General features: G+C 74.9%; 15 protein-coding genes and 1 pseudogene. 11 read left to right on the top strand and 5 right to left on the bottom strand.

All coding sequences use genetic code 11. The features are described 5' to 3' along the window. The first annotated feature begins 49 nt into the window (after positions 1-49). The 3 genes from ACI799_RS00805 (at position 50) to ACI799_RS00795 (ending at position 2,846) form a co-directional block, all read left to right on the top strand. Positions 50-1,246, top strand: coding sequence for a GAF domain-containing protein (locus ACI799_RS00805; protein ID WP_456587967.1), 1,197 nt, complete (start codon positions 50-52; stop codon positions 1,244-1,246). A gap of 77 nt (positions 1,247-1,323) precedes the next feature. Then, on the top strand, positions 1,324-2,322 hold the full coding sequence (locus ACI799_RS00800) for a YihY/virulence factor BrkB family protein (RefSeq protein ID WP_456612117.1): 999 nt from the start codon (positions 1,324-1,326) through the stop codon (positions 2,320-2,322). A gap of 173 nt (positions 2,323-2,495) precedes the next feature. Then, entirely contained in the window at positions 2,496-2,846 is a 351-nt protein-coding gene (locus ACI799_RS00795) for a nuclear transport factor 2 family protein (RefSeq protein WP_456612116.1), read from the top strand. Positions 2,847-2,862: 16 nt separating this feature from the next. Here ACI799_RS00795 and ACI799_RS00790 read toward each other — a convergent pair whose 3' ends face one another. Then, entirely contained in the window at positions 2,863-3,564 is a 702-nt protein-coding gene (locus ACI799_RS00790) for a DUF4383 domain-containing protein (RefSeq protein WP_456612115.1), read from the bottom strand. 140 nt (positions 3,565-3,704) lie between these two features. Further along, positions 3,705-5,270, bottom strand: a complete 1,566-nt coding sequence (locus tag ACI799_RS00785; protein ID WP_456612114.1) for a phospholipase D-like domain-containing protein — start codon at positions 5,268-5,270, stop codon at positions 3,705-3,707. Between the two features lie 211 nt (positions 5,271-5,481). On the opposite strand from ACI799_RS00785, the gene ACI799_RS00780 reads away from it, so the two are divergent. From ACI799_RS00780 to ACI799_RS00745, 8 genes and pseudogenes are all read left to right on the top strand, one after another. Next, on the top strand, positions 5,482-5,823 hold the full coding sequence (locus tag ACI799_RS00780) for a hypothetical protein (RefSeq protein ID WP_456612113.1): 342 nt from the start codon (positions 5,482-5,484) through the stop codon (positions 5,821-5,823). Continuing rightward, positions 5,820-6,386, top strand: coding sequence for an RNA polymerase sigma factor (locus ACI799_RS00775; protein ID WP_456612112.1), 567 nt, complete (start codon positions 5,820-5,822; stop codon positions 6,384-6,386). The genes ACI799_RS00780 and ACI799_RS00775 overlap by 4 nt, the downstream gene beginning before the upstream one ends. Beyond that, on the top strand, positions 6,373-6,981 hold the full coding sequence (locus tag ACI799_RS00770) for a methylated-DNA--[protein]-cysteine S-methyltransferase (RefSeq protein ID WP_456612111.1): 609 nt from the start codon (positions 6,373-6,375) through the stop codon (positions 6,979-6,981). Before ACI799_RS00775 ends, ACI799_RS00770 begins: the two co-directional genes overlap by 14 nt. 130 nt (positions 6,982-7,111) lie before the next feature. Then, complete coding sequence (locus ACI799_RS00765; RefSeq protein WP_456612110.1) at positions 7,112-7,468, top strand: SDR family NAD(P)-dependent oxidoreductase; 357 nt, start codon at positions 7,112-7,114, stop codon at positions 7,466-7,468. Next, positions 7,354-7,605, top strand: a pseudogene (locus ACI799_RS00760) (SDR family NAD(P)-dependent oxidoreductase); the annotation flags it as partial. The gene ACI799_RS00765 and the pseudogene ACI799_RS00760, both read left to right, overlap by 115 nt. Before the next feature lie 94 nt (positions 7,606-7,699). Beyond that, positions 7,700-7,846, top strand: coding sequence for a hypothetical protein (locus ACI799_RS00755; protein WP_456599324.1), 147 nt, complete (start codon positions 7,700-7,702; stop codon positions 7,844-7,846). Between the two features lie 167 nt (positions 7,847-8,013). After that, on the top strand, positions 8,014-8,898 hold the full coding sequence (locus tag ACI799_RS00750) for an NmrA family NAD(P)-binding protein (protein ID WP_456612279.1): 885 nt from the start codon (positions 8,014-8,016) through the stop codon (positions 8,896-8,898). A gap of 117 nt (positions 8,899-9,015) precedes the next feature. After that, complete coding sequence (locus tag ACI799_RS00745; protein WP_456612109.1) at positions 9,016-10,107, top strand: MsnO8 family LLM class oxidoreductase; 1,092 nt, start codon at positions 9,016-9,018, stop codon at positions 10,105-10,107. On the opposite strand, the gene ACI799_RS00740 is transcribed toward ACI799_RS00745, so the two are convergent. The 3 genes from ACI799_RS00740 to ACI799_RS00730 are packed head-to-tail and all read right to left on the bottom strand — an operon-like array spanning position 10,077 to position 12,692. After that, positions 10,077-10,901, bottom strand: a complete 825-nt coding sequence (locus ACI799_RS00740; RefSeq protein WP_456587976.1) for a MetQ/NlpA family ABC transporter substrate-binding protein — start codon at positions 10,899-10,901, stop codon at positions 10,077-10,079. The genes ACI799_RS00745 and ACI799_RS00740 overlap by 31 nt on opposite strands. 43 nt (positions 10,902-10,944) lie before the next feature. Next, a complete protein-coding gene (locus ACI799_RS00735) occupies positions 10,945-11,604 on the bottom strand; it encodes a methionine ABC transporter permease (RefSeq protein WP_456612108.1) in 660 nt (219 codons plus the stop codon). Beyond that, the gene (locus ACI799_RS00730; RefSeq protein WP_456587978.1) at positions 11,601-12,692 is read right to left on the bottom strand and encodes a methionine ABC transporter ATP-binding protein; all 1,092 of its coding nucleotides are present in this window, start codon (positions 12,690-12,692) and stop codon (positions 11,601-11,603) included. Before ACI799_RS00730 ends, ACI799_RS00735 begins: the two co-directional genes overlap by 4 nt. Positions 12,693-12,861 lie beyond the last annotated feature (169 nt).

Raw genomic sequence — 12,861 nt, 5'->3', positions numbered from 1 at the left:
GAAGCGTTGCAGCGTGTTGCACGCGGCCGGGGCGAGGTGGAGGTGCGGCGTGACCGGCTACTCGGCGATCGCTCCCGGTACCGACCTGTCGCAGCACGCCCGCGTGCTGGTGCGCGTGCACGACGCGGTGATCGGGGGCAGCCGGCCGCCCGTCCGCCCCCGCGGGGTCGTCGCGCGCTCGTGGTCACGGGTCCTGGGCCTCGGGCTCGACCCGTCGCGCACCAACGCCCGCGAACCGCTGTGCCCCGCCGAGGTCGAGCGCCGACGCCGGTGCTCGCCCCTGCTGCCGGTGATCGGTGAGCTGCGGCAGGTCCTCGGTAGCGTGGCGGACGCGTCGGCCTTCCTCATGGTCGTCACCGACGCCGACGGCGTCCTCCTCTGGCGGGAGGGATCGGCCCGGGTGCGGCTGCGCGCCGACGCCCTGGGCTTCACCGAGGGCGCCCGGTGGACCGAGCAGACCGTCGGCACCAACGCCATCGGGACGGCGTTGGCCGAGGCGGCGCCGGTGCAGCTGTTCTCCGCCGAGCACTTCGAGCAGGCCCAGCACCCCTGGTACTGCACGGCCGCGCCGATCCACCACCCCGTCAGCGGTGAGCTGCTCGGCGTCGTCGACGTCAGCGGGCCCGCGCTGACCCTGCACCCGGTCATCGCGGCGCTCGTCGAGACCGCCGTCCGGCTGGCAGAAGCCCAGCTGTGGCGGCACCACGAGCAGCGCCTGGAGCGGTTGCGCCGCTCGGCCCGCGGCGTGCTGGCCACCGTCTCCGGCCCGCTGCTGCTGGTCGACGAGCACGGCTGGGTCGCGCACCGGTCGGGTATCGCCGCGCGCGACCGGGTCGCGGTGCCGCGCGATGGCACGGTGCTCGCCGTCCCGGGCCTCGGGCTGTGCACGCCCGAACGCGTCGGTGAGGGCTGGCTGGTCCGGCCGCACGACCCCGGGGACGCCGTCGCCGCCGAACTGGACCTCACCGGCCCACCCGTGCTCCGCCTCCGGTCCCGCCGTGACCCGTGGGTCACCCCGCTGACCCGCCGGCACGCCGACCTCCTGCTCCTGCTGCACCAGGCCGGCCGGGCGGGGCTGGGCGCCGACCGGTTGAGCACCGCGCTCTTCGGCGACGCGGCGCACTGCGTCACCGTCCGGGCGGAGATGTCCCGGCTGCGGAAGGTGGTCGGCGGCCTGGTGACCACCAACCCCTACCGCCTGGCCGCCGGGGTCACGCTGACGGTGCTCCGCCCCGAGGAGGGCTGACGCGCACCGGCGACGGCGAGGCGCGCGGTCGGCCCCGTCGCCGTTGCGACCACCCGCCTCCGGGGGTGGGATGAGTCATGGCTGTGGCCCGGCACGGGCGTCCCCCGACCGGCACCGAGGACCGGGAGGACGGGACCGAGCGGTACGACGCGGACTCGCCGCACCGCATCTCCGCCGCGGGTTGGCGGGCTCTGCTGGCGCGAGCCGTCCGGCAGATGCTCACCGATCGGCTGATGGTCCAGAGCGCCGGGGTGGCGTTCTTCGCCGTCCTGTCGGTCGCCCCGGTGCTGGTGACCGCCGTGTCGATCTACGGCGTCGTGAACACCCCCGGAACGGCGCTCGAGCAGCTGTCCGAGGTGGCGGACGTGCTGCCCGACGACCTCGAGTCGATCGTCGCCGACCAGCTCACGACGATCACCGCCGCGTCGGCCCAGGTGCTCACCTTCCGGGGGCTCACCGGCCTCCTCGTGGCCCTCTGGACGGCGACGACCGCGATGACGTACCTCATCGACGGCGTCTGCATCGCCTACCACCAGACGGAGACGCGCGGTCTGCTGCGCCGCAGTGGCCTGGCCCTGCTCTTCGTGCTCGCCGGCGCCGTGGGGCTCGCCGGCCTGATCGCCGCGGCGGGGGTCGTCGGCGCCCGGCTCGCTGGCGCCCCCGGTCCGGTCCGCGCCGCCGCGTCGGTGCTGTCCTGGATTGCGCTGGCCGTGCTCATGGTGGCGGCCCTCACGGTCCTCTACCGGTTGGCCCCGGACCGCCGGGACGCGCGGTGGCGGTGGCTCACGGCCGGATCGGTGCTGACGACGCTGGTCTGGCTCGGCACCACCCTGGCCTTCTTCTCCTACGTGCAGAGCCTGGGCAGCTACCAGTCGACCTACGGCTCCCTCGCGGGCGTGGCGATCAGCATGTTCTGGCTGTGGACGACGGTCGCCCTCATCTTCCTCGGTGCCGCGGTGAACGCCGAGACCGAGCGGCAGACCGTGCGCGACTCGACGGTCGGGCCGGAGCAGCCGCTCGGCCGACGAGGTGCCGTCGTGGCCGACAGCGCGCCGCCGTACCCGGGCGAGGACTGAACCGGTACGCGCCGGCCCCTCCGGCATCCCGGTCACCCGCCCACCGCGCTCCCGGGACCGTGCGCCGACGGGCGCCGCAGCAGCGCCCACGAGGTCCCCGGCCGCGCTACCGTCCGCGTCCTGGCCCGCTGCTGCAGCCCTTCCTACGACGTCGTCCCGGAGGTGGACCGGAGGTGACCGCCGACCGCGAGGCCCTGCTGCGCTCGCTGTACGACGCGTTCGACGCGCGCGACATCGAGACGGTGGTGGCGGCGATGACGCCGGATGTGGACTGGCCCAACGGCTGGCAGGGCGGCCGGCTCGTCGGGCGTGACGCCGTCCGCCAGTACTGGGAGCACCAGTGGGCCGAGATCCGGCCGAACCTGCGGCCGACCGCCGTCTCCGAACGCGGGGACGGCTCGGTCGAGGTCGGCGTCCGGCAGGTGTTCCGCGACCCCGGCGGTTTCGTCCTGGAGCGCTCCGACGTCCGCCACGTCTACACCTTCGACGGTCACCTGGTGCGGCGCATGGACGTCGAGCGGTAGCGGCCGACGAGGCCGGTCAGCGGGCTCCGGAGTCGAACTCCATCCACGCTCTCCGCCGGTCCTTCCGGGAGCGCGCCTGCGACATGGCCTCCACCCGGCGACGCTGCTCGTCGGTCGCGTTCCCCTGGGCGACGGCCCGCTCGGCCTCGTGCATCGCCTCCTCGGCCGCGGACTCCGCCGGCGTCTGCGGGGTCTCCTCCACCGGACTGGACTCGTCCCCCGGCCGCTCCGGTGACCGGTAGGGGCTCTCGGCCGGGAGGTTGCCGCTGATCCGGCCGTACGCGCCGAGCAGCAGCAGGACCAGGCCGACGACGGCCGAGAAGACCACGTTGCTGAAGTCGAAGGCGAAGACGTTGAAGTCGGTGCGCAGCACCGCCAGGTTGCCCAGTGCCGACACGAGGAACAGCACCCCGACGGCGATCATGACCGTCGAGGCGACCCGCGCTCCCGCCAGCGCGCCGCCGATCAGCACGAGCCCGACGATCACGGAGACGGTGGACAGCAGACCGTTCGTCGACATGCCCACCACCGATTCGCCGGTGGTCGAGAAGAACGGCAGCCCGCGGGCGAAGCCCAGTACCGCGAACACCAGCAGGACGACACCCACGACGCCCGCTCCCACGCGGTGCACCATGAGCACCCGGTTCCGCACGGCCCGCCGGTCCGCCGGCGACGGCGATGTCGTGGTCGATCGCTGCGGGTCACTCCTGCGGGTCATCGGAAGGGTCCCTCCCTCGGATACCGAGGCGATTGGCGCCTACGCCTCCTGACGTCCGTACCGGCCTGTCTCCGATGAACGAGCCGGCCGCCGGCGGAGTGCCCGCCCGAGCACCGGTCCGGGGCGATCGGCGCGGGAAGTCAGGCGCGCACCCGGTTCCCCGGCCGACGGCGGCGGGCGAAGAAGCGCTCGACCCGGCGCCACCGGTTCGGTGTCTTCTCGGGATCCATGACCTCCGACTCCGCCAGCGCCCGGTCGGCCGGGCCGAGCTGCGGCGGCTCGAACGGCACCAGCGAGCGGCCGGTCGGGCGGCGCAGTCGCTCGATGCCCCGCACCAGGGAGCCGGTGTCGGCGATCGCGGCGGTGACCTCCTCCGGCGCGCAGCCCAGGTGCTCGGCGATCAGCCGGTCCCGGAAGGCGACGATCGTGTCGGCCAGCCCGTCGGCCCCAGGCCGTCCCTCGACCGCTTCGATCGCCAGATCGCACTCGGTGTCCAGGCCCATCGAGCGGTTGTTCACGTTGCTGGAGCCGATGCGGAGCAGCCGGTCGTCGACGACGGTGATCTTGGCGTGCACGTAGATGTGCGCGCGCCGCTCGGTCACCGGGGTGTAGATCCGGAACCGGTCGTGCACGTCGGCCTCGCGGACGATCTCCAGCGCCCGGGCACGCGCGGTGCCCATCGCCTTCTCCGAGAGCCAGCCGTCGGCCGTCCAGGGGTTGACCACGACCACGTCGGGGCCGTCGGGCTCGCGCAGCCGTTCGGCGATCGCCTCGGCGATCCGCCGGCTGGCGAAGTACTGGCTCTCCACGTAGAGCGCCCGGCGGGCACCGGCGATCAGGGCCAGCCACAGCAGCTCGACCTCGTGCACCAGCGGTGTGCCACCGTGCTCGGGCCGGGTGCGGGAGATCGCCACGTCCACGTCGGTGAGCAGGGGCTCGACACCCTCGGGCCAGTGGTCCCGTTCCTCGGGCAGGGGCTCGAGCCGCTCACCGGTGCCGCTCTCCCACCGTTCGCGGGCCAGCTCGGCGAGAGCCCGTGCGGCAGGGCCGGTCATGATGCTGGTCGCGTCGTGCCACGGTCCGGTGAGCCGACCCGGTGCGGGCCCGGTCGCCGGCCGGCAGCGGTGCGGGTTGTCATCGGCGTGGTCGGAGGTGTCCCAGCGGTCCGCGGTGACGTCGATGCCGCCGGCGAACGCCAGGGAGTCGTCGATCACCACGATCTTCTGGTGGTGCGCGCCGCCGACCGGGTGGTGGGTGTCGACGGCGAGGGTGAGCCGTTCGGGGGCGCGCCGGTCCAGGAGCACGATCGGCTTCAGCCCCCGGCCGAGCGCGCGCAGCATCCCCAGGTCCCACTGCAGGACGCCGACGTGCAGGTCCGGGTTCTGCTCCACCGCCCGCTCGAGCACGTCGCCCAGCCGGTCGTCCTGAGGCCGGCCGCCGTCCAGCGGGTCGAGCCGGATGCGGGGATCGAAGTCCCAGCCGATGAACAGCACCCGGCGCCGGGCACCCAGCACGGCGCGCTTGAGGGTGGCGAAGTACCCGGCCGCGTCGACGAAGACCGCGAACCGGGTGGCCTGCTCGATCCGCCAGCAGGTCTCGCCGGGGACCAGCAGCCGTGCGCCCTGCTCGGGCGCACCGACGTCCCCACCGCGCGGGGCGGAGAGCCTGAGCCCGGGATCGGTCCTCGCCTCGCCGCCGCCCGTCACACCGGCAGTCTGCCCGGCGCCGAGGGCGGGGACCAACGCCCACCCCCGGGACGCCCCGATCGGGTCCTCGGCCGCGGGTGGCCGGGCTCGCCGCCGCGAGCGCGCTCGGGAGCCCGACGCGCGGCTCCGGACCTCACACCGGAGCACCGGCCGGCGTCTGCCCTCCGAGCCCGAGCGGCGGGCAGCACCGGAACCTGCAGGAGGTCGATCGATGAGCGGCTGGTCGGTGATCGCCGGAGCCGTGTCCACGGGCGTGTTCGCCCTCGCGTCCCTGCCCATGGTGGTCAAGGCGGCACGCACCAGGGACCTCGCGTCCTACAGCGGAGGCAACCTCGCCCTGGCCAATGCCGGGAACGTCATCCACTGGCTGTACGTGGTGCACCTGCCGGTCGGCCCGGTATGGGCGCTGCACGCCTTCAACTCCACCGTGGCCGCGCTCATGTTCAGCTGGTGGCTGCGCGGGCGCCGGCGTCGGGCCACCCTCGGCCCGGACGTCGCCGCGCGTGGCGAGGTGGCCACGTCCGGCGGCGAGACCGTCCGCCGACTTCGATGAGCGAGACTGCGACACCGCAGACCTCACCGATCGACCCGCCGAGGCGTCTACCTGCCGTGCTGCCCTTCGAAGAGATCGTCGCCCGCCACGGCGCTACGGTCCTGCGCGTGTGCCGGGCCGTGGTCGGCCCGGTCGACGCCGAGGACGCGTGGTCGGAGACCTTCCTCGCCGCCCTCCGCGCCTACCCCGGGCTCCCGGAGGACACGAACTGGGAGGCCTGGCTGGTGACCGTCGCCCACCGCAAGGCCATCGACCTGCACCGCGCCGCACGACGCCGGGCCGTGCCCGTCGAGCCGGTCCCCGAACCCGCCGGGGGCGCCGACGGGGCGGACGAGGAGGTCGCCCGGCACGGCGACCTGTACGACGCGCTGCGCCGGCTGCCGGACAAGCAACGGCAGGCGGTCGCGTACCACCACCTCGCCGGTCTGCCGCACCGCGAGGTCGCCGCCGTGCTGGGCGGCACCGAAGCGGCCGCCCGTCGAGCCTCGGCCGACGGGATCAGGGCGCTGCGCGTCCGCTACCACGATGTCGGACTGGAGGAGACCGTCGATGGACGACCGTGATCCCGGGCTGTTCGCCCGGCTCGACGACAACCTCGCCCCGGCGTTGGAGCGCCTGCACGCCCGGCTGGTGGCCGAGGCCGAGCACGAGGGACTGCTCGACGTCGCCTACCGCGTCATGGACACACCGGTGGGGCCGCTGCTCCTCGCGGCCACCGAACACGGGCTGGTGCGCGTCGCCTACGCCCGTGAGGACCACGCTGCCGTCCTGGCCACGCTGGCCACCAGGATCGGCCCGCGGATCCTGCGCGCCCCCGCTCGGCTGGAGGCCGCGGCCCGGCAGGTCGAGGAGTACTTCGCCGGTAGCCGCACGCAGTTCGACATCCCGCTGGATCTCCGGCTGGCCTCAGGGTTCCGGCGCAGCGTGCTCGAGACCCTGCGCACCGTCGACTACGGCACCACCCGCAGCTACGCCGGTGTGGCCGCCGCAGTCGGGAGTCCACGGGCCGTTCGGGCCGTCGGGACCGCCTGCGCGACCAATCCGCTGCCGGTCGTCGTCCCGTGCCACCGCGTCGTCCGCACCGACGGCACGATCGGCGCCTACATCGGTGGCGCCGAGGCCAAGCAGCGCCTGCTCTCCCTCGAAGGCGCCGCCTGACGGTCCGGCAGCGCGGCGGTGCCGGACGACCTCACATCCGACCCCGCCCGAACGTCTGCTCGGTACCGGCACCAGCGCCGGGGACCACGGCGACGCCCCATCGGCGCCCGAGCAGAGAGGACCCACCCCCATGTCCCGGATCGCACTCGTCACCGGATCCACCCGCGGCCTCGGCCGCGCCACCGCCGCAGAGCTCGCCCGTCGCGGCCACACGGTCGTCGTGGCGAGCCGGAACGCCGTCGCTGCCCGGGAGGTCGCCGACCGGCTGCGCGACGAGGGGCACGACGCCGCGCACGTCGCCCTCGACGTCACGTCGTCGGAGAGCGTCTCTGCAGCGCCAAGGAGCTCGACTCCCGGTACGGCCGTCTCGACGTGCTGGTCAACAACGCCGGGATCCTTGCGGAGGCGACCGGGCCGGCAACGCACGAGTTCACCGATCTCGAGGCTTTCGGCCGCACCCTGGAGACGAACGTCGCCGGCGCGGTGACCGTCATCGAGCACTTCCTGCCCCTGCTGCGCCGCAGCGAGGCAGCCCGGGTCGTGAACGTCTCCTCGACCGTGGGCTCGCTGACCGACCAGTCCGACCCGGACTCGCCGTACTGCAGCATGGTGGTGCCCGGGTACCAGGCGTCGAAGGCCGCGCTGAACAGCATCACCATCGGCCTGGCGAAGCACCTGGCCGAGCTCCGCCACGGTCACCTCGGTCTGCCCCGGCTGGGTGCAGACCGATCTGGCCCCCGGCAACCGCGAGCAGGCGCCGCTCACACCCGCCCAGGCGGCCGGGGTCGTGGTGCACGCGGCGACGCTGCCGGCCGAGGCGCCGTCGGGCACCTTCCTGGACGCCGACGGCATCGTGCCGTGGTGACCTCCGCCGGCGCGTCGTCCTCGCCGCCGGGCTCCCGGAGCCGGCACGGGCGACCACGCCGTGCGCCGTTCTTGTCGGTACCCCGCACCAGCATGTCGTGGCGGCACCGGTGGGGAGCGAGCCCGCGGGTGCAGTCCATGGCGGTTCCCGCACGCAGAGGAGGACCAGTGAAGATCGTCGTCACCACGCCCACCGGTTCCGTCGGCTCGCGCGTCGTGCGCCTGCTGCTGCAGGCCGGGCAGCGGCCGACGCTGCTGCTCCGGGACGCCGGCCGGCTCGACCCGGCCACCCGCGCCCTGGTCGACACGGTCGAGGGCGACCAGCGCGACCTCGACGTGGTGCTGCGCGCGACGGAGGGCGCCGAGGCCCTGTACTGGGTCAACCCGCCCACGGACGACGACGACCCGATCGAGGCCCAGCGCCGGCTGGGCCGGATCGCCGCCCGCGCCGTGGCCGACAACGGCATCACGCGCACGGTTTTCCAGAGCAGCGTGGGTGCGGAGAAGCGCACGGGTGTCGGGGACATCGACGGCCTGGCCGCTACCGAGGTGGCGCTCGACGGCACCGGCGCCTCGGTCACCCATCTGCGCTGCGGCATGTTCTTCACCAACCTGCTGCTCGACCCGGGCCTCGACGAGGGCGTCTTCCGCGTCGCCCTGCCGGTGGACATGCCCCTGCCGTGGGTCGACCCGCGGGACGTCGGGGACGTCGCCGCCGTGCGGCTGCTGTCCACCACCTGGTCCGGGCGGCACGTCCAGGCCGTCCACGGGCCCGAGGACCTCAGCTGGGCCCAGGTCGCGGACGTCGTGGCCGCGGCGACCGGACGCTCCGTTCGCGTCGAGCGCGTGCCCGACGACGCCATCCGTGCCGGGCTGCGGGCCGCGGGCCTCACCGATCCCCAGGTCGAGGCGATCCTCGGCATGAGCACCGGTCTCCGCGACGGGTTCGTCCCGGAGGACGGCCGGAGCCTGGTGACCACGACGCCCGGCACGCTTGCCGCCTGGGCGTACGAGCACGTGAACCGGCAGGTGGCCCCGGCGCTCGCGGGGTGAGCACCGGAGCGGCGTGACGGCGGCCGAGGTGCCGAGGGGCGCGCCGCCGGTCCCTGCCGACCGCGCGCCCCTGGCGGCCACTGGAACACCTCACGGCCGAGGAGCGCTGGCGCCGACGTGACCGACACGTCCCCGGGGCTGTCCCTGCTCGACCGTTCCCGCACCCGGATCGGCGAGCCCGACGCCGCGGCGCTCCAGGGCAGCGTCGCGCGCGCCGTCCACGCCGAGCAGCTCGGGTTCGAGCGGTTCTGGGTCGCCGAGCACCACGGGGTGCCGGGGATCGCCGGCGCCGCCCCGGCAGTGGTGCTGGCCGCCGTCGCCGGCCGGACGACGACGATCCGGCTCGGCTCGGCCGGCGTGATGCTGCCGCACCACCAGCCGCTCGTCGTCGCCGAGCAGTTCGCCACCCTGTCGGCCTTCGCGCCGGGCCGGGTCGACCTGGGGCTGGGCCGCTCTCCCGGGTTCACCGCGCCGGTGCGCCGCGCCCTGCGGGAGGCCGACCGGGACTTCCCGGCCGATCTCGCCGAGCTGCGCGCCTACCTCACCGGCGCGGCGGAGATCACCCTGCACCCGCAGCCCGTCGGCCCGGTGCCGCTGCACGTGCTGGCGACCGGGCGCGGGCTGCAGGTTGCGGCGGAGCTGGGGCTCCCCGTCATCGTCGGCGGCCCGCTGCTGGGCCTGGCCGGCGACCCCGAGCCCGGGCTGGCCGCGCTGGCCGAGTACCGGCGCACCTTCCGGCCCTCCGGGCAGCAGCCGGAGCCGCGCGTCGCGATCAGCCTCGACGTGCTGGTCGCCGACACCCCGGCGGAGGCCGCGGACCTGCTGCTGCCCGAGGCGTGGGCGATGGCCCGGGCCCGCACCACCGGCACCTTCCCGGCGCTGGAGCCGGTGGCCGCCGTCCGCGCCGCACACCGCACCCCGCGCCAGCAGCAGTACGTCGAGGAGACGGCTGCGGCGGCGGTCGCCGGCACGCCCGCCCAGGTGGAGAGCAGGCTGGCGGAACTGCTCGACCGCACCGGGGCGGCCGAGCTGGTGGCCGCCGGCAGCACCTTCGACCGGGCGGCCCTGGCCGCCTCCGACGCCGCCCTGGCGGCTGTGCTCGGCCGGCGGCCGGTGCCGGCCGCCGCCGGCACCGGCTCAAGAGGTGGGCCCGCCCCGTCGGGCCGCCACGGGTCGGCTCAGAACGCCGGCAGGACGGCGCCGGAGTAGTTCTCCTCGATGAACTGCCGCACCTCGGCGGAGTGCAGCAGCTCCTCCAGCGCGACGATCCGCTCGGCGTCCTCGTCGCCGCTGCGGACCACGAGCAGGTTCGCGTTCGGGTTGCCCTCGGCCTCCTCGAGCGCGAGGGCGTCCTCGGCCGGCGAGAGGTCGGCGTCGATCGCGTAGTTGCCGTTGATGACCGCGGCGTCGACGTCGGCCAGCGAGCGCGGCAGCTGCGCGGCCTCGACCTGCTGGATCTCCAGGCCCTTCGGGTTGCCCTCGATGTCCAGGGCCGTCGGCGCGGATTCCCCCGTGTCGGCCAGGGTGAGGAGGTCGTTGGCCTCGAGCAGCCGCAGGGCCCGGGCGGCGTTGGTCGGGTCGTTCGGGATCGCGACCGTACCGCCGTCGGGGAGGTCGGCCAGGGTGGTCAGCGAGGCGGAGTAGATGCCCAGTGGCTCGATGTGCACCGGCTCCAGCGCGGTGAAGTCGTAACCGGCGCTGGCCTCCTGCTCCTCGAGGTAGGGCACCGTCTGGAAGTAGTTGGCGTCCAGCGAGCCGTCGTCGAGGGCGACGTTGGGCTGCACGTAGTCGGTGAACTCGACGATCTCCAGGTCCAGGCCGGCGTCATCGGCGAGCTCCTCGTCGACGAACCGCAGGATCTCCGCGTGCGGCACCGGGGAGGCGCCGACGCGCAGCGGCTCGTCCGCCGCCGACAGCTCGGCCTCCCCACCTCCGCAGGCGGTGAGGCCCAGCAGCGTGGCGGAGGCGACGGCGGCGAGGGTGGTCCGGGTGGGGCGGAGCATGTGCGTGTTTCTCCTAGCGAGGGGTCGGTGGTGGTGCGGAGGATCAGGCGTGCGCGAGCCGTCGGGCCCAGCGGTCGCCGGCCCACTGGAGCAGCTGGACCAGCACGAGCAGCAGGACGACGGTGACCACGGTGATGTCGGTGCGGAACTGCTGGTAGCCGTAGCGGATGGCGAAGTCGCCGAGGCCGCCGCCGCCGATGGCGCCGGCCATCGCCGAGTAGCTGATGAGGGCGACGACGGTGACCGTGATGCCCGAGACCAGCGACGGCAGCGCCTCGGGCAGCAGCACCGTGCGGACGACGTCGCGCCGGCGGGCGCCCATCGCCAGGGTCGCCTCGACCTTGCCGTGCCCGACCTCCCGCAGGCTGGTCTCCACCAGCCGGGCGAGGAACGGGACGGCGCCGATGGTCAGGGGGACGATCGTCGCCGTCGACCCGATCGTGGTCCCCACGATGCCCCGGGTGACCGGGGCGACGAGCACCAGCAGGATGATGAACGGCAGCGACCGGCCCAGGTTGACCACCAGGCCGAGGACGCGGTGCAGCGCCGGGCTCGGGGAGAGCGCGCCCGGTGCGGTGACGGTGAGCAGCACGCCGAGCGGGACGCCGAGCAGCACGGTGAGCAGCGTGCTCACGCCCACCATGTACAGCGTCTCCCACGTGGCATCGGCCAGCTGCGGGGCGATCCGGTCCCAGTTGCTCACCGCTGCACCTCCGGGGCGTCGAGGAATCGGGGCTCGTCGGGTCCGTCCGGCGGCCCGGCTGCCGGCTGCTCCTGCTCCCGCCACGCCGCCGGCTCGTCGCCGGGGTGGGCGCGCTCGACCAGGGACCCGCCGTCCCGGAGGCGCTGGAGCGCGGGGTCCAGCCGCCCGTCGTCGCCGGTGACCGAGAGCAGCAGCCGACCGAAGCGGCGGCCGGCGACGGTCTCCACCGACCCGCCCACCACCTCGACGTCGAGCCCCAGCTCGCCGGCGAGGGTGCGCAGCACCCGGCCCTCCGGTGCGGCGTCGGTGACGGTGACCCGGACCAGGTCGCCGGCCCGGCCGGCGACGGGTGGGGCCGGGAGCAGCTGGGCGGCCAGCGGTGACCGGGGGCGGGTCAGCACCTCGGTCAGCGGGCCGCCGTCGACGACCCGGCCGCGGTCCATGAGCACCGCGCTGTCGCACACCGCCCGGACCACCGCCATCTCGTGGGTGATGAGCAGAACGGTCAGGCCCAGGTCGGTGCGCACCTGCCGCAGCAGGTCGAGCACACCGGTGGTGCTCGCGGGATCGAGGGCGCTGGTCGCCTCGTCGCAGAGCAGCACCTTCGGCCGGGCGGCCAGCGCGCGGGCGATCGCGACGCGCTGCTTCTGGCCACCCGAGAGCTGCGCCGGCCGGGCGGCGTGCCGGTCGCCCAGTCCCACCAGGTCCAGCAGCTCCGCCACCCGGCGGCGGCGGTCGGCCCGGCCGACGCCGGCGAGCTCCAGGGGGTGCTCGACGTTCCCGGCGGCGGTGCGGGAGTCGAGCAGGTTGAAGTGCTGGAACACCATGCCGACGGTGCGTCGGGCACGCCGCACGCCGTCGGCGTCGAGGTCGGTGAGCGGCTGACCGTCGACGACCACCCGCCCCGACGTCGGCCGCTCCAGCAGGTTGACCAGCCGGGCGAGGGTGCTCTTGCCGGAGCCGCTGGGGCCCACGACGCCGGCGAACTCGCCGTCGGCGACCGACAGGCTCACGCCGTCGACGGCGACGACCTCGGGTGCCCCCCGGCGCGCGGGGAAGACCTTGCGGACGTCGGACAGCTCGATCACGGGGGCCTCTGGATGGCTCGGCGGGGCAGGGCGCGGACGGGGCCCGGACCGGCGCGGTGGCGCGCGCCGACGACGGGCGGCGCGCGGTGTCTCCGCGAAGGGTGGGCGGCGCGGCGCGCTAGAGCAGGCTCGCCGTGCGCAGGAGGTCGACGGCGCGACGACGCGTCAA

The organism is Blastococcus sp. SYSU DS0753, from assembly GCF_054051175.1.
Note: the sequence above shows the minus strand (reverse complement) of the source record. Positions and strands in the feature narration are given on the sequence as shown.

What these genes read in the sequence shown, in the direction of transcription:
- ACI799_RS00780 (WP_456612113.1), top strand. Translation starts at nt 5,482, where the DNA reads ATGAGCGGCTGGTCGGTGATCGCCGGAGCCGTGTCCACGGGCGTGTTC.
- ACI799_RS00790 (WP_456612115.1), bottom strand. Translation starts at nt 3,564, where the DNA reads ATGACCCGCAGGAGTGACCCGCAGCGATCGACCACGACATCGCCGTCG.
- ACI799_RS00770 (WP_456612111.1), top strand. Translation starts at nt 6,373, where the DNA reads ATGGACGACCGTGATCCCGGGCTGTTCGCCCGGCTCGACGACAACCTC.
- ACI799_RS00765 (WP_456612110.1), top strand. Translation starts at nt 7,112, where the DNA reads ATGTCCCGGATCGCACTCGTCACCGGATCCACCCGCGGCCTCGGCCGC.
- ACI799_RS00800 (WP_456612117.1), top strand. Translation starts at nt 1,324, where the DNA reads ATGGCTGTGGCCCGGCACGGGCGTCCCCCGACCGGCACCGAGGACCGG.
- ACI799_RS00775 (WP_456612112.1), top strand. Translation starts at nt 5,820, where the DNA reads ATGAGCGAGACTGCGACACCGCAGACCTCACCGATCGACCCGCCGAGG.
- ACI799_RS00740 (WP_456587976.1), bottom strand. Translation starts at nt 10,901, where the DNA reads ATGCTCCGCCCCACCCGGACCACCCTCGCCGCCGTCGCCTCCGCCACG.